Genomic DNA, 18,457 nt, shown 5'->3' with positions numbered 1-18,457 from the left:
AGCGTCCCGTTGATCGGGAAAAGTTGCTCAGTCAGATTTAGGACACACCATATTTCTTCCGTCCCCACTGCAACACGATAATAATCAACTGTTCCAGAAGCTGTTGCACCTGCCGCCCCTTCTCCGGAATATAGGCAAAGTTATCTTCATCCATATAGCAGCACTGGGCCATTTCCAACTGTACCGCATGAATATGGTTCGCGGGGTCGCCATGGTGGCGGGTGATATACCCACCTTTAAAGCGACCGTTAAGTATCCGGCTGTAGTGCGGGAACGCCTCGCAGCTTTCCAGCAGTGCCTCGCTGAGTTGCGGCGAGCAACTGGCACCGTCCGCCGTGCCGAAGTTCAGATCCGGCAAGCGTCCTTCGAACAGGCGCGGCACCACGGATTTAATCGAGTGAGCATCCCATAGCAGCGCATAGCCGAATTTCTCGCGCAGACGAGCCAGTTCGTTGGCCAGAGCCTGGTGGTAGGGCTGCCAGATGTTTTCAAGAATCGCGGCCTTCGCCGCAGCGTCCGGCGCACCGCCCGGTACGAACAGGGCTTCACCGTCAAAAAAGATATCGGTAAACAGTCCGGTAGTCGCCGTACTGTAGAGCGGTTTATCGTCCGCGGGACGGTTAATATCCACCACATAGCGGGAATAACGGGCGCACAGCGTGCTGGCTCCCATGTCCGCGATGGTCTGATAGAGCAAGGGAATATGCCAGTCGGTATCTTCCAGACGCTGTGCTCTCGGCGTGAGGCCGTGGGCAACTTCCGGGGTTAATAACGTTCCCGGATGGGGCATACTGACCAGCAGCGGCAGGTTCCCTTGCCGGAAATCAAACGCCTTAATCACGATAAACCTCCTTACCTTGATAAATTACCTGTTTGGCAAGGGAGCCCCCCAGCCAGTAGCTTAGCTCCGCCGGATGAGCGATGTCCCATGCCACAAAATTGGCTTCTTTTCCGGCTTCCAGAGAGCCGCAGATCTGATCCAGCCCCAGCGCTTTTGCGCCGTTAATCGTCACCCCGGCCAGTGCCTCTTCCGGCGTCATGTGAAACAGCGTACAGGCCATGTTCATCATCAGTCGCAGGGACAACACCGGTGAAGTTCCGGGATTTAAATCGCTGGCAAGGGCTATCGGTACTCTGTACTGGCGCAGCAGCTCCAGTGGCGGTAGCTGTTTTTCACGCAGGAAGTAATACGCGCCGGGCAACAGAACCGCCACCGTGCCCTGGCGCGCCATCACGTTGATATCTTCTTCGCACAAATATTCGAGATGATCCGCCGACAGTGCATGATAGCGAGCGGCCAACGCAGCCCCATGCTGTAGCGACAACTGCTCGGCGTGGATCTTCACCGGCAGCCCCAGTCGCTGGGCAGTCTGGAATACCCTCTTCACCTGAGAGGGCGAAAAAGCCAGGTGCTCGCAGAACGCATCCACCGCATCCACCAATCCTTCCTGATGAAGTTCCGGCAGAAGTCGTTCACAAATGTAGTCAATCCAGGCATCCGCTCGATCCTGATACTCGACGGGCACCGCATGGGCAGCCAGGCAGGTACTGCGCACGGTAAGCGGCAAGGCGTCGCCTAACCGGCGGATTACCCGCAGCATTTTTCGTTCGTTAGCCAGGTCCAGGCCGTAGCCGGATTTGATTTCCAGCGCCGTCACGCCGTCCCGGCACATCGCCTCGATACGCAGCTTGGCTCTCTCCAGTAGTTGGTTTTCGCTGGCCTGCCGCGTGGCATTGACCGTACTGGCGATCCCCCCGCCGGCGGCTGCTATCTCCGCATAGCTCGCCCCATTGAGGCGCATTTCAAACTCCCGGGCCCGATCGCCGCCAAACACCGCATGGCTGTGGCAATCCACCAGCCCCGGCGTCACTACCCGGCCCAGTAGATCCACCCGCTTCGCGACGGGCAAGTCCGGCAGTTCCTCCCGCATACCAACCCACAACAGTGCTGAGCCGTGGGTCAGCATCGCACCATCATCAAGCAACTGATAATGTCCACCGGACATAGTAGCGATCCGGCAATGGTGCCAAAGGGTATACATAGTGTTCTCCTTAACGGCTGATCGCAGTGTCAGCCGCCTCTGTGGCGGACTGAATTTTTCGCAGGATATAGCCCCTCCTTCGCCGGAGAAGTTAATCCGTAATCATTGGCAGGTTGAGCCCCTGTGCCCTGGCGCATTCAATCGCAATGTCGTAACCCGCATCCGCATGGCGCATCACGCCGGTGGCCGGGTCGTTGCTCAGCACCCGGGCGATGCGTTCCGCCGCTTCATCGCTGCCGTCGCAGACGATGACCACGCCGGAGTGTTGGGAGAAGCCCATCCCTACGCCGCCGCCGTGGTGCAGGGAAACCCAAGTTGCCCCGCTGGCGGTATTCAGCAGCGCGTTTAGCAGCGGCCAGTCGGATACCGCGTCGGAGCCGTCCTGCATCGCTTCGGTTTCACGGTTAGGGCTGGCAACGGAGCCGGAATCAAGGTGATCGCGGCCGATCACCACCGGCGCTGACAGTTCGCCGCTGCGAACCATTTCGTTAAACGCCAGACCCAGGCGGGCGCGCTGCCCCAACCCCACCCAGCAGATACGAGCCGGCAGCCCCTGGAAGCTGATGCGTTCTCTGGCCATATCCAGCCAGTGGTGCAGGTGTTCGTCATCGGGGATCAGTTCTTTGACTTTTGCGTCGGTGCGATAGATATCTTCCGGATCGCCGGAAAGCGCCGCCCAGCGGAACGGGCCAATGCCTCGGCAGAACAGCGGGCGAATATAGGCCGGAACAAAACCAGGGAAATCAAAAGCGTTTTCCACCCCCATCTCTTTCGCCATCTGGCGGATATTATTGCCGTAATCGAAGGTAGGAATGTCCTGCTGCTGGAAGGCGAGCATAGCTTTAACATGCTCTGCCATTGAGGCTTTCGCCGCGTTGATCGTCTCCGCCGGGTGGGACTGCGCGCGGGCGCGGTACTCTTCCCAGCTCATACCCTGCGGCAGGTAACCGTTGAGCGGATCGTGGGCACTGGTCTGGTCGGTTACCATATCCGGACGCACGCCGCGTTTTACCAGTTCCGGTAAAATTTCCGCCGCGTTTCCGTGCAGAGCAATGGATACCGCTTTCCCTTCCGCGGTATAGCGGGCGATTCGGGCCAGTGCGTCATCCAGATCGCTGGCCTGCTCATCGACGTAGTGGGTACGTAGACGGAAGTCGATACGCGACTGCTGGCATTCAATATTCAGCGAAGATGCCCCCGCCAGGGTTGCGGCCAGCGGTTGAGCGCCGCCCATTCCCCCTAGGCCTGCGGTCAGCACCCAGCGTCCGTGCAGGCTGCCGTTATAGTGCTGGCGCCCCGCTTCAACAAAAGTTTCGTAGGTGCCCTGAACGATGCCTTGGCTGCCGATGTAGATCCAGGATCCGGCGGTCATCTGGCCGTACATCGCCAGCCCTTTGGCATCAAGTTCGTTGAAGTGTTCCCAGTTGGCCCAGTGGGGGACCAGGTTGGAGTTGGCGATCAGGACGCGCGGCGCGTTACTGTGGGTTTTAAATACGCCGACCGGTTTGCCGGATTGCACCAGCAGCGTTTCATCATCATTAAGCTGTTTCAGCACCTCGACCATTTTGTCAAAGCACTCCCAGTTACGCGCTGCCCGTCCTATTCCCCCGTAAACCACCAGTTCTTTCGGGTTTTCCGCGACTTCGGGATCAAGGTTGTTCATCAGCATACGCAGCGGCGCTTCGGTCAACCAGCTTTTAGCATTCAATGTGTTGCCGCGCGGCGCCCTGATTTCAACATCACGATAACGGGAAAATTCACTACTCATGCGGTTTACCTTCTCTGTTTGATGGCGGAATAAATGTTCACTGACGTTACGATGCTGTTTTATACATCTTGTATATACATGATAAGCACATATAGTGCCACTTTGGAAAAATGATTAATTTTTCATTTAAAACATAATGTTATTTTTTTTTGATTTTTTGTTTGCGTAGAGGGTGATGGTTTTAGCGCGATTTATTGCACCATTATTGTGCTTTTTGGTAAAAAATGATCATTTTAAGTGCATTTATGCGCGTGTTTCTGGGGAGCAGGCAGAGCGATAAACAGGCGTTAATCCGCTAATTTGTGCAGGTTTCATTAACTGTATATTATTATTATATTGTTTTTAATGGTTTTTATTTTAACAGTAAATGTTGCGATTACGTTATGGCACATGGTTTGCAGGTTGTACATACAAGGATATACATAAAGCATTTTGCATTGCCGTCACAACGGGACGGTAAATGATGACCATGAGGCGTAACGATGATTACTTTCAACAATGTGACCAAGCATTACGACGACGGCACCGTCGTGGTCGATGGCCTGAACCTTGTCGCGCCGGGAGGCAAAATTACCGTGCTGGTAGGGCCGTCTGGCTGCGGAAAAACCACCTCATTACGCATGATCAACCGATTGATCGAACCCTCTTCCGGCACGATTTTGCTCAATGGGGAATCCACCGCACAAATGGATGTTGTGCAGTTGCGTCGGCGCATTGGGTACGTGATCCAGAATGCCGGGTTGTTCCCGCATAAAACCATCATCGATAACATCGCCACCACCGCTATCCTTAACGGCGCGACGAAAAGCAAAGCCAGAGCCAGAGCGGCGGAATTACTGGCGGTGGTTGGTCTGGCGCCGCAACTGGCGAAACGCTACCCGTGGCAGCTTTCCGGTGGGCAACAGCAGCGCGTCGGCGTGGCGCGTGCGCTGGCCGCTGATCCGGAATTTATGCTGATGGACGAACCCTTCAGCGCGGTCGATCCCGTTGTACGTGAACAGTTGCAGGAAGAGTTTCTGCGCATTCAGAAAGAGGTCAGTAAGACCATCATTATGGTCACGCACGATATCGATGAAGCGATGAAGCTAGGTGATTGCGTTGCGGTGCTGAAACCCGGCGGCAAACTGGCGCAACTGGCTACGCCGGGCGAATTGCTGAATGCGCCGCAAAGTGAATTTGTTGCCGACTTCATTGGCCGCGATCGCGGTTATCGCAAACTCAGTTTCCACACCTCCGCGCCGCTGGCGGCGTTGCAGGCTGAATCCACCATTGAAATGGGCGCAACGCTTGAGTCGCGTGGTATCAACGCGCAACGCTGGCTGCTGGTCACGCAGCAGGGTAAAGCTTGCGGCTGGTTTGACACGTATCAGCAGGCGACGGTGATTACGCCAGAAAACGTGAATCTCGGCGCGACTTTTTCTCCGCAGGGCGGCACGTTGCGCCAGTTGCTGGATTCGGCGCTCAGCTCCCCTTGCCATCGCGCCGTGGTCGTTGATGAACAGCTTGTCCCGCAGGGATCGCTGGCACTGGAGCATGTGCTGGATGCCTGTAAATCCCTGACACAGGAGGCGCTATGAGGTTTGACTGGCTGTGGGGGCAAAGCGACAGGATCCTCAACCTGCTGCTCTGGCACTGCTATTTGTCGATTACGCCGATCCTGATAGGTTTGCTGCTGGCTATCCCGGTGGGCTGGGCGGTTAACAGCATGCCGAAAGTGAAAGGGGTGATCCTTAACCTTTTCGGCCTGTTGTACACCATTCCTTCGCTGGCGCTGTTCGTACTGCTGCCGCCGCTGCTGAATACGCAAATTCTTGATCCGATCAACGTGGTTGTGGCGTTGACCATTTACAGCTTTGCGCTGCTGGTGAGAACCGTGTGCGACGGGCTGGATTCCGTCGCTGAAGATACCCGGCAGTCTGCTTTTGCGCTGGGGTTCAAACCACTACAGCAATTTTGGCAGATTGATCTACCACTTGCTGTGCCGGTGATCGGTTCCGGGCTGCGTGTGGCGGTGGTCTCTAACGTCAGTATTGTGTCTGTAGCCGCGCTGATTGGCGCACCGCAGTTGGGTTCGCTGTTTACTCAGGGGTTTCAGCTCCAGTTCCTCACTCCGATTATCGCCGCGATTGTGCTGTGCATCGCGCTGGCCTTCATTCTGGATTGCCTGGTGGTGGCGATAACCCGTTCTTTAAGCCGCTGGCAACCGCAAAGGGGATAACTGATGACTGAATGGTTTTTCGATCTCAGCCACTGGTATGGCGATGACGGCATTGTACCGCTGTTGTTGCAGCATATCGGTTACAGCGCGGTGGCGCTGGCGATTGCTGTCGCCATTGCCTTCCCGGTTGGCTGCTACACCGGGCATACCGGGAAAGGGGAGGCGCTACTGATTGGCACCACCAACGCCCTGCGATCGCTGCCTTCATTTGGCCTGATTATTTTGCTGGTGATCCTGCTGGCGGGCTATTTCGAATCGGATATGGCGTTTGTACTGCCCTGCATCATCGTGCTGGTGGTGCTGGCGTTGCCGCCAGTGGCGCTGGGCGTGCACGCGGGTATCCGCTCTGTTGATCCCAGCGTGCATGACGCGGCAAATGGGATTGGCCTGACGCCGCTTCAGGTGCTGTGGCAAGTCGAGTTGCCTTGCGCGATGCCGCTAATCCTCTCTGGGATCCGCAGCGCGGCATTGCAGATTGTCTCCACCGCGACCATCGCGGCATACGTTTCACTCGGCGGTCTGGGACGGTTGATTATCGACGGACGCGCTGCCAATGACTTTGCGCAGATGACGGCCGGGGCTCTCCTTGTCGCGCTGCTGGCATTGGTCATTGATCTCTTTTTTTCGTTTTCAGGGAAAGTCGTGGTTTCACCGGGCATCACCCGGAAAACCAAAAATCAGTGATGTTTAGTCCTTTAATTACAGAAGGTTAATAAGATGATTAAGAAACGCTATTTCACGTTGTTCAGTGCCGCACTGTTGTCTGTCGCTTCTTCTGTCTGGGCTGCTGATGCCGGCCAGAAAGTGATTATTGGTTCAGCGGATTTTCCGGAAAATCAGTTATTGGCGACGATCTACGCCGGGGCGCTGGAAGCGCAAAACATTCCTGTCGAGAAAAAACTCAATATTGGCAGCCGTGAAGTCTATATTCCGGCATTGCTGGACGGTTCGATCACCGTGATCCCGGAGTACAGCGGCGCATTGCTGAGTTATCTGGATGCGAAAAGCGAAGCGCACAGCTCGGAAGATGTGGCGAAAGCACTTGCCACTAATCTGCCAGAAAAAGTAAAAATGCTGAACACTTCAAGGGCGCAGAACAGCGATGTGCTGGTGGTAACGAAGAAAACGGCCGACAAATACAAACTGAAAACTATCGATGACCTGAAACCCGTCGCCGGGCAGCTAGTGCTTGGTGGCCCGGCTGAGTGGAAAACTCGCCATGAAGGTGTTCCCGGTCTGCGTGACGTCTACGGTCTGAATTTTAAAACCTTCAAAGTGCTGGATGTTGCTGGCCCGCTGACGCTTACCGCGCTGAAAAACAACCAGATTCAGGTAGCTGACCTGACCTCCACCACTCCGGAAATCAAAAAAGATCACTTGGTTGCGCTGGAAGATCCGAAACACCTGTTTGCCGCACAGAACATTGTGCCGATTGTCGCCAGCAGCACGCTGAATCCAACCATTGAAAGCACGCTGAATAAAATCTCCGCGCAACTGACCACCGAAGACCTGATTGCCATGAACGAACAGCTTGCTGAATTTGCCAGCATTGATGATGTGGCGCACCAGTGGCTGGTTAAACACCAACTAAGCAAGTAAGGAACGATAGTGATATGACGACAACGACCCGTTCTTCCACGCCGCAAATGAATGCGGTAGCCCTAGGCACTCATGCCACTACCATTGATGAACTGGTGCGAATTGCCGATGGTGCGCCGGTTGTTCTGGCTGATGATGCGCTGATGCAGATGGATAAGGTCAGCGGTTACATTCACAACGCCATTGCTGATGGGAAGGTGATTTATGGCCTGACGACCGGCGTGGGAGACCTGGTGACCGAGCGTCTCTCTGCGGATCAAATTGCCAGCGTACAGCTCAACATGTTGCGCAGCCACGCCTGCGGCATGGGTGCCGATCTGTCGGTGCGGGAAGTACGGGCCATGATGGCGGTAATGCTGAAATCGCTATTACAGGGCTACAGCGGCGTCAGTTCCGGGCTGGCACAGCGGATATGTCTGATGCTGAACCGGCAGGTGACGCCGTGGTCACCTGCCAATGGTTCTGTAGGGTATCTGATAGCCACCGCGCACATCGGTTTATCGCTGTTTGGTGAAGGGCAGTGCTGGTATCAGGGCGAGTTATTACCCTCTGCTGAGGCGCTGGCAAAGGCGGGCATTCCGCCACGCATTCCCGGTCCGCGCGAAGGGCACGCGCTGATCAGCGGCACTTACGAAATCACCGCGCTGGCCTGTCTGGCTGTGCGGGATTTCGAGCAGTTGCTGCCTGTTGCCGATATGGCCGGCGGCATGTGTCTCGAAGCGTTGAAAGGCAACACCCGCGGCTATGACGCGCGTCTGCACGCTCTGCGTCCCCATGACGGACAACAAGAAACGGCGCAGATTTTGCGCCGTTTACTGCATGGCAGTGAGATCCTTCAGCACTACCGCGACCATCGGGTGCAGGACGCGCTCAGCCTGCGTTGCATCCCGCAAATCCATGGAGCGGTGCGCGATCAACTGGCACATTGCCGTCATATCGTCACCACCGAACTCAATTCGGTAACCGATAACCCCGTGTTTTTAATTGAAGACGATGCGCTGGTGATTTTGCCTGGCGGTAACGGTCACGGTGCACCGCTGGCGCTGGCACTCGATGCGCTGGCGGTGGCTATCGCACAGCTTAGTACTGCTTCGCAGGCACGTTCAGACCGCATTACTAACGTGTATCTCAGCGGCTTACCGGCGTTTCTGGTCGGTAAAAGTGGCGCTAATTCCGGGATGATGATCCCGCCATATGTTGCCGCTGCGCTCGCCGGGAATAACCGCAGTCTGGCGGCACCCGCCAGCGTACACACGGTGTCTACCTGTGCCGGGCAGGAAGATCATATCAGCATGGGCGTTTCCTCGGCGCGAAAAGCGATGCAGGCAGTGGCGAACGCGGTGGATATCGTGGCTATTGAGCTGCTGTGCGCCTGTCAAGCGATTGAATTTCACCGCCCGCTGCGGGCCTCGGTTGGCACGGAACTGACGCTTTCGATGGTGCGCCAGCACGTGGCGTTTCGTGAAACCGACACGCCGCTGTACACAGATATGCATGCCGTCCGGGATTTGATTTCTGGTTGTGAGCTGAGCCGCCAACTCGCGTTACTGATTAAGGAGGGGGCCGATGGGTAAAGCCACCAGCGTATCAACGGTGAGGAGACGCATCTCGCGGAACTGATTAGCCAACGAGTTCAGCCTGATGAACCGGAAACGTAGGCACTAAGCGTCGCACGGCTGTCCAGCTACGAGATGCCGCTCAGTGTGGGGCGGCTTATGAGCGGGCGTTAGCGCGATGTCAGCGTCACGCAGGCGATAAGCGCGTCGATGTCATTGACGGCAACCGTCGCCGAACTATTGATCAGCAGGCTGTCGTACTGTTGTAGGGTATGATGCTCACCCGAGACGGTGACGTTCAGAGCATTTCCGGCGTTGAACATCAGCAGGGTTCCCTGCTGATGTTGCCACTCTCCAGCTTGCATCCAGCGTACTCTCGATTCGGTGGTTTCGCGGCAGTAGATCACGTTGAAATCGAGTAACGGCCCGCCGACAATTTCGCAGGAAACGACGCTGTCGCCCTTAAAACCCATCGCCTTAAAAGGCGGGATTAATGCGCTGCGCTGACCATCGATGGTCAGAAACATGCCTTCGCCTTCCAGCACACTGATATTGCGCAGGTAGCCGGGAAAACGCGAAAACGCGCCATTTTCGCGGATTGTTGCTATCGATATACGCCAGTCATACTGTTCGCCTGCGGGAAAACGGCACACTTCGCGGGTAACGCCCTGGCCATTTTTCCAACGCATTTCGGCGTAGCCGGTATAAGGCAGCAGCCTCATTTGCACATGCTTCCTTCCAAGCGGTAGCGCGTACCTGGATAGACCAGGCGTACACTGGTGACAATTTTCTTGTCCTGGCTACCGGTCCAGGTGCGGCGGTTTACTTGCAGGCAGGGCGTGTGCTCATCAATTTCCAGATAGACGCATTCGCTACGCGGAACGTTGACAGCTTCAATAATGTGCTCACCCTCGACAATCGGTGCGATGGAAGAGAGATAGGCATTTGGGGTGATGCGGGTGAAATCCTGCTGCAGATAGTCTGGCACAATCAGTTTATTCACCATCCGGTCTTCCAGCATCACCGGAACGCCATTTTCGTAATGGCAAATCAGCGAGTGGAACAGGAGGCCGCCTTTCGGCAGGTTAAAGGTCAGCGATTGTTGGGTATCTGCATGCAGTTGTGTCAACTCCAGTACACGCGCATGATGGCGATGGCCACGGCTGGCAATTTCATCGGCGATGTTGTTAATTTCCAGCAGCGCAGATTGCCCGCGCACTTCGGCGACAAACGTCCCGACACCTTGCATACGCACCAGCAGCCCTTCAGTGGTCAGTTCACGCAGGGCGCGGTTAATGGTCATCCGGCTGTAACCAAACTGACTGACCAATTTGCTTTCGGATGGCACGCGGTAGTTCGCAGGCCAGGCACCGCTGTGGATATTGATCTTGATCGTGCTTTTCACCCTTTCATAGAGAGGGGCGGGCTGATCGAGATGAGTTTCGTCTGCGGTTGCCTTAAAAATATCTCTTTGCTCCATTAACCCTTTCCTCGCCCGGATGACCGTTGAAGTTTACTCTACGCACAATTAGATGTATATATATATGCATGTATATACATCTAAAATAGCAGCTAACAGTGAGGGATATATGACGGTATATTTCGCGACAAAAGCATTGTTGCCGCAGGGCTGGGCGGATAATGTCCGCATTACGGTTTCCACACAGGGCATGATCACTGCTCTGGAAAGTGGAAGCCAGGCGGATGACAACTGCATGTGTCTGGACGGCTTCCTGGTGCCGGGCATGCCGAACCTGCATTCACACGCATTTCAGCGCGTGATGGCGGGGTTGACCGAAGTAGTGGGCGATCCGGCGGACAGCTTCTGGACATGGCGCGATCTCATGTACCGACTGGTAGATAAAATCACCCCCGAACAACTGGAAACGATCGCCAGCTATCTGTACATCGAAATGCTGAAAGCCGGTTACACCTCGGTCGCTGAATTTCACTATTTGCACCATGATCGCGGCGGAAAACCTTACGCGCAGCCTGCTGAACTGGCATTGCGTATCTCGCAGGCGGCCAAAACGGCTGGCATTGGTCTCACATTGCTGCCGGTGCTTTACTCCTTCTCGGGTTTTGGCGGGCAGGCGGCTACCACTGGACAGAGCCGCTTTATTCACGATACGGAAAGCTATCTTGCGTTGCATGAGACGCTGACAGCGCAGCTTGCCGCTGAGCCGATGCAGCGCACCGGGTTGTGTTTCCACTCGCTGCGTGCCGTCACACCGGAACAGATGCAGAGCGTGCTCAAAGCCAGCCCACAACCGCAGCCTATACATATTCATATTGCTGAGCAGCAAAAAGAGGTTGATGACTGCGTGGCCTGGTCCGGGTTGCGCCCGGTGGAGTGGCTCTATCGCCATATGCCGGTGGATGAGCAGTGGTGTCTGGTTCACGCCACACATCTTACGCGGCAGGAAACTCAGCAGATTGCTGCGTCCGGCGCAGTGACGGGTTTGTGCCTGACCACCGAAGCCAATCTTGGCGACGGTATTTTCCCTGGACCGGACTATCTTGAGCAGAAGGGGCGATGGGGAATTGGTTCCGACAGCCATATCAGCGTCAGCGTCAGCGAGGATTTACGCTGGTTTGAGTATGGGCAGCGATTAAACAAACGGCGACGTAACTTACTGCATCTGCCGGATGAACCTTATATCGGTAATGTATTGTATCAGGGTGCATTGCAAGGAGGGCGCCGTGCGCTGGGACAGGCTATTGGTCAACTGTCGGTGGGCGATCGCGCCGATATGCTGTTGCTCGACAGTCGTGATCCATTTCTTGCCACTGCCAGCGATCGTGAGCGTCTGAACCGATGGATTTTCGCCTGTTCAACGAACCCGATAAAAAGGGTTATGACGGGAGGACGCTGGGTGATTGAAAATGGGCAACATCCTTATGAAGATAAAATAACGGCGGACTTCATTCAGGTAATGAAACGAATCGTGGCATAAACATGCCTGCTGGCAAGTAATGGTCTTTTTGCCGGAGCCGTTTTTACGGTTGGCTTCCATAGGACGACGGCGTTTACGCAGGGTGACGGCGCCGGACTCAGGGAAACGAGCAATAAGTTCTGGGTCAAGAAAATAGCGAAGAGAAGTCAAAGGATTACGGGTCTAATCGTAATGGGAAACGAGATCAATGGCCTGAGAAAGACACATAAAAGAACCCGAAAATGAAGAACATTTCCGGATTCTTATACCGCTATTGGCTCGTTCAACAGATCCTTAACGGATCAGCACTACTGTGAGAGCAGGCATTTTGTTGAAGAGGCTTATTTCTTCTTCAGGAAATCGCCAAGTACCAGATTGCCTTTGGCATCACGTGTAAACGTCTCCGGGACGATAACCGAAACGAAGTTATTTACGGTGACTTCCTTACCTTGCGCATTAACAGAACGGTCGCCCTTGATGAAGTAGTTGGTGTTATCGATATTTCCGACAACTGCATCATCATATTTACCCGCTTTGGTTTTCAGTGAAACGTTGTTCTTAAAGACACCTTGTTTTTCTGGGCCAGAGTAAGGGCTTGGGCGGAAAATGAAGTTAAAGCGCTCGTTATCTAACGCGATATTGTCTTCAACGATCAGTGCGCCAGGGTTGAAGTTATCAGTGAAACCATCAAGTTTATTGCCCACGGCAATGCTGTGTTTGACCTGATGCGCCACTGGCTGACCTTCACCCCCCATTTTGAAGCCATTGCTGGTGTTGTTCATGGCAATTGAATTCTCGATCACCACAACGCCGTTTGCACCGTCTTCAATTTTGTTAAACAGGTCGAAGCCGTCATCGACGTTGTTGTGCGAGAACGCACCGCGGATTACGTTGCCTTCACCTACACGCATTTTCACCGCGAAACCGTCAGCGTTAATTTTGCCTGGGTCCTGGTTGCTGTGAGATTCTGAGTTCAGGATCAGGTTATGGCTGGCCCACAGTGGTCTGCCAACATCGGCCGTCGAGGTCACCTGAATACCGGTATCGTCAGCGTGGTGCGCCAGAACGCGTTCGATGGTGTTGTAGCTTCCCTCTATACGGAACGGCTTCTCGGTGATTTCAATCCCTTTAACATGCCAATGGCTAGCTTTTAGTTGCAGGCCGTGAATGACCGCTTTATTACCGACGGTAAACAGGTTCTTGACAGCTTTTTGCTGGCCGCTGGCGCTGACAGGGATTTCAGTTGCGCTGTAATCGCCATCGTTGAGCCAAATGGTGCCGCCTGCTGGTAGAGCGGCGACGGCGCTGGCTAAATCGAGCGGGGCATTTTTACTGCCGTCGTTGCTGGCTGAACCTTGTGGCGAAACATACAGATTTTTTGCGTCTGCATAAGCCACTTTTTCAACTTTGAACGTGCTCTCTTTTACTGCTTTATCATCCCCTTCAGCAGGCTGGTAGGCGATCTTGAATTCAGCACTATTACCGGCAATTTTTGCTGGCAGAGAGAACGTCTCGCCAGCTTTTACCTGCTTGGCATCGCCCAGCGATTTACCGTCTTGTGAAACGGCGATCGTGCCGTTGTAATTGGCTTTAGCCTGTACAACATAGTGTTCGCTGGTGGTTTTAGGCGATGACATCACCTGTAGTAACGGATCGTAAGCCTTGACTTTAAATTCCGGTGAGGCTTTGGTTTGCGCCGGTGTCGTCGTCAACTGTGCATTGCTGACGGTGATTTTGGCGTTACGGGAGGCAAAGAAACCGACGTAGTAGTGGTCTTTATCCAGCTTGGTAACGACATCTGCGCCTTTGACTTCTTTTGATACCCAGTTATCCGTGCCTTTCGGTGCATAAGAGGTTATGAAGCCGTCGTTGGTGCGCTCCAGTTTCAGACGGAAAGTCGGGGTTTGCTCCAGATTGACATTTTCCTGGTAGCTGGTTTTGGTAATTTTCGCGCCCGCGTTGCCCCACGGCTGTGTCACGCCATTACGCAAAATCGCCTGTAGCTTGATTTCAGTATGAGATTTTTTATCCTGCGTCATGATGGCGTTCATCACCATGTTGGATGCCGCAGGGAATTCCTCATACCCTTCTTTCAACGGTTCCTGACGCGGAATGCCGATAATATCGCGCACCAGAATTCCTGCCCCTTCCTGAGCCGCAGGCTTGGCACCATTTTCTGGCCCAAATTGTTCCACGGTAATATCAGACTGAAGTGTAAAATTCACATTGGCAGGCAACTGCGTATAGAAGAACGTCAACCCATCATGGGTATTGGCAATCTTTCCGCCACGACTCTCAATCGTGATAGGTGCGGACAAATCGACATTGTCTCCCGGCGCTAACTTCTTACCGTTAATGGTGACATCATTAACACCAATTTTTTCCGGCAGAACATTGGATGAAAAGTTTACGTCTGTTGATTGACCAAAGGCGATACCGTGCCAGACGGGTGTTGATTCTGTCGCGGCGTGTGCACTGAAGCTGAAAAGTAATGCATTCGTCAACGCGACGGCTGCGAGGCGTGAAGAACGGTGTTTCCGTACAAAATCACATTTTTGTGAAGAACAACGTTTCATTGTGTCTCCTTCATTATTGAATTATTCGCCCGCGTATATTGCTATAAATGAAACGCTGTTTCTTTTGTGTGTGTCACAAATAGAAATACTTAAAAACAAAGTCTGCTTTTTATAAAACCACGTGCCATTTTTGTTGTTGAGGATCTCGTTCTTTCCTCATGAGTATTCGGGACTTTGCGAGCGACTTTCAGAAAAAGCTCACCAAAAATCATCTGCGTTATGCCGGAATTTCGGTAAACTCTGGTTATTCAGGCCGTAATCGGCTAGTCATTTTTATTCTGCGGGGCAGTGGCTTCGTATTGTCAGGATGCTTATGTCAAATAGTGCTATGAGTGTGGTTATTCTCGCGGCGGGTAAAGGAACCCGTATGTATTCCGACCTTCCTAAAGTGTTGCATCAACTGGCAGGCAAACCGATGGTTCAGCATGTGATTGATGCGGCCATGACGACAGGTGCGCAGCATGTTCATCTGGTATACGGCCACGGCGGGGATTTGTTAAAACGTGAATTGGCCGATCCGGCATTGAATTGGGTGCTGCAAGCGGAACAGTTGGGAACCGGCCATGCGATGCAGCAAGCAGCCCCTCATTTTGCCGATGATGAAGATATCCTGATGTTATATGGCGATGTGCCGCTAATTTCGTCGCAAACGCTGGGGCGTTTACGTGATGCTAAGCCGCAGGGTGGTATCGGTCTGTTGACGGTGAAACTGAACGATCCGACGGGCTATGGGCGGATTGTGCGTGAAAACGGTGCCGTAGTCGGGATTGTCGAGCACAAAGATGCCAGTGAAGCACAGCGCCAGATTAACGAGATAAATACCGGCATTTTGATTGCCAACGGTAAAGATTTGAAGCGCTGGTTAAGCCAGTTGAACAACAACAATGCACAGGGCGAATTTTATATCACCGACATTATTGCGATGGCGGCGGAAGAAGGTCAGCGCGTTGAAGCGGTCCATCCCGAGCGACTGAGTGAAGTTGAGGGCGTCAATAATCGGCTGCAACTGTCGGCGCTGGAGCGGGTTTATCAGTGTGAACAGGCGGATAAGCTGCTACTGGCTGGCGTTATGCTGCTCGATCCGGCACGATTTGATCTGCGTGGTGAACTGACTCATGGTCGCGATGTGGTGATTGATGTCAATGTGGTTATGGAAGGCCATGTTCAACTCGGCAACCGGGTGAAAATTGGTGCCGGCTGTGTGATCAAAAATTGCATCATTGGCGATGATTGTGAGATCAGCCCTTATTCCGTACTGGAAGATGCCGTTCTGGAAGCGCAGTGCACCGTTGGGCCATTTGCCCGCTTGCGCCCTGGCGCTGAACTGGCCGAGGGGGCGCACGTTGGCAATTTTGTTGAACTGAAAAAAGCGCGTTTGGGGAAAGGATCGAAAGCGGGACACCTTAGCTATTTAGGTGATGCGGATATTGGTTCCGGTGTTAATATTGGTGCTGGAACAATCACCTGTAATTATGACGGTGCGAATAAACACAAAACGATTATTGGTGATGATGTGTTTGTCGGTTCGGATACGCAACTTGTGGCCCCCGTCAGCGTTGCCAACGGTGCGACAATTGGCGCAGGCACAACGGTCACGCGCGATGTCGCAGAGAACGAACTGGTGATCGGTCGTGTGAAACAACGGCATATCTCCGGCTGGCAACGTCCGGTGAAGAAAAAATAGTCGTTGAATGGTATACCTCCGCTTGTGGCGGAGGTTGTGTTGTCTTGTGTTTTGGTCTCCCAGAGCACAAAACAAAACATAATAATCCCCAACTCTCTACAAGGCTCGGGGAACCCGGAAAAACCGGAACAATCAGGTCTAAGACATCCCTGGTGACACAATATGTCACTTTTATAGGAATACCATCGATGTGTGGAATTGTAGGCGCAGTTGCGCAACGTGATGTTGCTGAAATTTTGTTGGAAGGTTTACGCCGTCTTGAGTACCGCGGCTATGACTCAGCGGGGCTGGCGGTTGTTGACAGCGAAGGGCATGTCGCCCGTTTACGTCGTCTGGGTAAAGTACAGGTGTTGTCTCAGGCTGCTGATGAGCATGATCTACACGGCGGTACGGGTATCGCCCATACGCGCTGGGCAACGCACGGTGAACCTTCTGAAGAGAATGCACACCCGCATGTTTCTGAACATATCACTATCGTCCATAACGGTATTATCGAAAACCACGAGCCGCTGCGCGAATTGCTGATTGGTCGCGGCTATCATTTTGTTTCTGAAACCGATACGGAAGTGGTTGCCCATCTAGTCCATTTTGAACAGAAACAGAATGGCGGAACGCTGGTTGACGTCGTTAAGCGTGTTATTCCACAACTGCGCGGTGCCTATGGCATGGTGGTGTTGGATAACCGCGACCCAAGCGTATTGGTTGCTGCCCGTTCTGGTAGCCCGCTGGTGATTGGTCGTGGTGTGGGTGAGAACTTCATTGCTTCCGATCAGCTAGCATTATTGCCTGTGACGCGCCGCTTCATGTTCCTGGAAGAAGGCGATGTGGCGGAAATTACCCGTCGTGACGTGCGCGTGTTTGATAAATCAGGCCAGCTTGCTACACGCGAAGAAATCGAATCAAAAGTGAATTACGATGCCGGTGACAAAGGCGCGTATCGTCACTATATGCAGAAAGAGATCTACGAACAGCCGATGGCGATTAAGAACACCCTTGAAGGGCGTTTCAGCCACGGCGAGATCAATCTTTCTGAACTTGGCCCGAAAGCGGATGAACTACTGGCGAAGGTTGAGCACGTTCAGATTATTGCCTGCGGGACGTCCTACAACTCCGGTATGGTTTCCCGCTACTGGTTTGAAGCGCTGGCAGGGATTCCGTGCGACGTAGAAATTGCTTCCGAGTTCCGCTATCGCAAACCGGCTGTGCGTAAGAACAGCTTGATGATTACCCTGTCTCAGTCCGGTGAAACGGCGGATACGCTGGCGGCGCTGCGTTTGTCCAAAGAGCTGGGCTATCTGGGGTCGCTGGCTATCTGTAACGTTGCGGGTTCCTCGCTGGTGCGTGAATCCGATCTGGCGCTGATGACCAAAGCGGGCGTAGAGATTGGTGTGGCCTCGACTAAAGCCTTCACTACCCAGCTTACCGTTCTGCTGATGCTGGTGGCTCGTGTTGGCCGTCTGCGCGGTATGGATGCGCAGATTGAACATGACATCGTTCATGGTTTGCAGGCGCTGCCAGCGCGTATTGAGCAGATGCTGTCTCAAGACAAGCTCATCGAATCTCTGGCAGAAGGTTTCTCTGACAAGCACCATGCGCTGTTCCTCGGCCGTGGCGATCAGTATCCGATCGCGATGGAAGGGGCGCTGAAGCTGAAAGAGATCTCTTACATTCATGCTGAAGCCTATGCAGCAGGCGAACTGAAACACGGCCCACTGGCGCTGATTGATGCAGATATGCCGGTTGTCGTGGTTGCCCCGAACAACGAACTGTTGGAGAAATTGAAATCCAACATCGAAGAAGTTCGAGCGCGCGGCGGTGAGTTGTATGTCTTTGCTGACGAAGATGCTGGTTTCACCAGCAGCGAAAATATGAAGATTATTCCGCTGCCGCATATCGAAGAAGTGATTGCGCCAATCTTCTACACAGTGCCGTTGCAGTTGCTGTCTTATCACGTCGCGCTGATTAAAGGCACCGATGTCGATCAGCCGCGCAACCTGGCGAAATCTGTTACGGTAGAGTAACTTCCGATATTTTATTGGTTATTACTGTCCGCCTTATGTTTATCGACATAAGGCGGA

General features: G+C 53.7%; 14 protein-coding genes. 8 read left to right on the top strand and 6 right to left on the bottom strand.

Annotated features, from left to right (window positions below; all coding sequences use genetic code 11):
• Positions 1-37: 37 nt before the first annotated feature.
• The 3 genes from hutG to hutU all read right to left on the bottom strand — a co-directional run bounded on the left by hutG (position 38) and on the right by hutU (position 3,810).
• Positions 38-841, bottom strand: a complete 804-nt coding sequence (gene hutG, locus A8F97_RS18705) for an N-formylglutamate deformylase (protein ID WP_015731568.1) — start codon at positions 839-841, stop codon at positions 38-40.
• Entirely contained in the window at positions 834-2,042 is a 1,209-nt protein-coding gene (gene hutI / locus A8F97_RS18700; protein ID WP_025920134.1) for an imidazolonepropionase, read from the bottom strand. The genes hutG and hutI overlap by 8 nt, the downstream gene beginning before the upstream one ends.
• Positions 2,043-2,133: 91 nt before the next feature.
• Positions 2,134-3,810 (bottom strand): urocanate hydratase, encoded by a 1,677-nt coding sequence (gene hutU / locus A8F97_RS18695; protein ID WP_033072409.1) that lies wholly within the window; start codon positions 3,808-3,810, stop codon positions 2,134-2,136.
• Positions 3,811-4,292: 482 nt separating this feature from the next.
• Here hutU and A8F97_RS18690 point away from each other — a divergent pair, with 482 nt between their 5' ends.
• Genes A8F97_RS18690 through A8F97_RS18670 form a run of 5 tightly spaced genes read left to right on the top strand, consistent with a single transcriptional unit; the run spans position 4,293 to position 9,201 of the window.
• Positions 4,293-5,387 (top strand): ABC transporter ATP-binding protein, encoded by a 1,095-nt coding sequence (locus A8F97_RS18690; RefSeq protein WP_033072408.1) that lies wholly within the window; start codon positions 4,293-4,295, stop codon positions 5,385-5,387.
• A complete protein-coding gene (locus A8F97_RS18685; RefSeq protein ID WP_025920135.1) occupies positions 5,384-6,028 on the top strand; it encodes an ABC transporter permease in 645 nt (214 codons plus the stop codon). The genes A8F97_RS18690 and A8F97_RS18685 overlap by 4 nt, the downstream gene beginning before the upstream one ends.
• A 3-nt stretch (positions 6,029-6,031) precedes the next feature.
• Positions 6,032-6,712, top strand: coding sequence for an ABC transporter permease (locus A8F97_RS18680; protein WP_015731571.1), 681 nt, complete (start codon positions 6,032-6,034; stop codon positions 6,710-6,712).
• Positions 6,713-6,745: 33 nt separating this feature from the next.
• On the top strand, positions 6,746-7,627 hold the full coding sequence (locus A8F97_RS18675; RefSeq protein WP_033072407.1) for an ABC transporter substrate-binding protein: 882 nt from the start codon (positions 6,746-6,748) through the stop codon (positions 7,625-7,627).
• Positions 7,628-7,674: 47 nt separating this feature from the next.
• A complete protein-coding gene (locus A8F97_RS18670; protein ID WP_033072520.1) occupies positions 7,675-9,201 on the top strand; it encodes an HAL/PAL/TAL family ammonia-lyase in 1,527 nt (508 codons plus the stop codon).
• A gap of 152 nt (positions 9,202-9,353) precedes the next feature.
• Here the strand turns inward: A8F97_RS18670 and A8F97_RS18665 are convergent, their stop codons facing one another.
• Entirely contained in the window at positions 9,354-9,905 is a 552-nt protein-coding gene (locus tag A8F97_RS18665) for a HutD/Ves family protein (RefSeq protein WP_033072406.1), read from the bottom strand.
• Complete coding sequence (gene hutC, locus A8F97_RS18660; RefSeq protein ID WP_014702139.1) at positions 9,902-10,663, bottom strand: histidine utilization repressor; 762 nt, start codon at positions 10,661-10,663, stop codon at positions 9,902-9,904. Before hutC ends, A8F97_RS18665 begins: the two co-directional genes overlap by 4 nt.
• 109 nt (positions 10,664-10,772) lie before the next feature.
• Between hutC and A8F97_RS18655 the strand changes: the two genes are divergently transcribed.
• Positions 10,773-12,140: a formimidoylglutamate deiminase gene (locus tag A8F97_RS18655; protein WP_014702140.1), complete on the top strand. Its 1,368-nt coding sequence runs from the start codon at positions 10,773-10,775 to the stop codon at positions 12,138-12,140.
• Positions 12,141-12,460: 320 nt separating this feature from the next.
• On the opposite strand, the gene pelX is transcribed toward A8F97_RS18655, so the two are convergent.
• A complete protein-coding gene (gene pelX / locus A8F97_RS18650) occupies positions 12,461-14,695 on the bottom strand; it encodes a pectate disaccharide-lyase PelX (RefSeq protein WP_014702141.1) in 2,235 nt (744 codons plus the stop codon).
• A 313-nt stretch (positions 14,696-15,008) separates the two neighbouring features.
• On the opposite strand from pelX, the gene glmU reads away from it, so the two are divergent.
• A complete protein-coding gene (gene glmU, locus A8F97_RS18645) occupies positions 15,009-16,379 on the top strand; it encodes a bifunctional UDP-N-acetylglucosamine diphosphorylase/glucosamine-1-phosphate N-acetyltransferase GlmU (RefSeq protein ID WP_014702142.1) in 1,371 nt (456 codons plus the stop codon).
• A 188-nt stretch (positions 16,380-16,567) separates the two neighbouring features.
• Positions 16,568-18,400 (top strand): glutamine--fructose-6-phosphate transaminase (isomerizing), encoded by a 1,833-nt coding sequence (glmS, locus tag A8F97_RS18640; RefSeq protein WP_014702143.1) that lies wholly within the window; start codon positions 16,568-16,570, stop codon positions 18,398-18,400.
• The last annotated feature ends 57 nt before the right edge of the window (positions 18,401-18,457 follow it).

Source organism: Pectobacterium parmentieri (assembly GCF_001742145.1).
Classification (GTDB): domain Bacteria; phylum Pseudomonadota; class Gammaproteobacteria; order Enterobacterales; family Enterobacteriaceae; genus Pectobacterium; species Pectobacterium parmentieri.
This window is presented reverse-complemented; position numbering and strand designations above follow the sequence as displayed.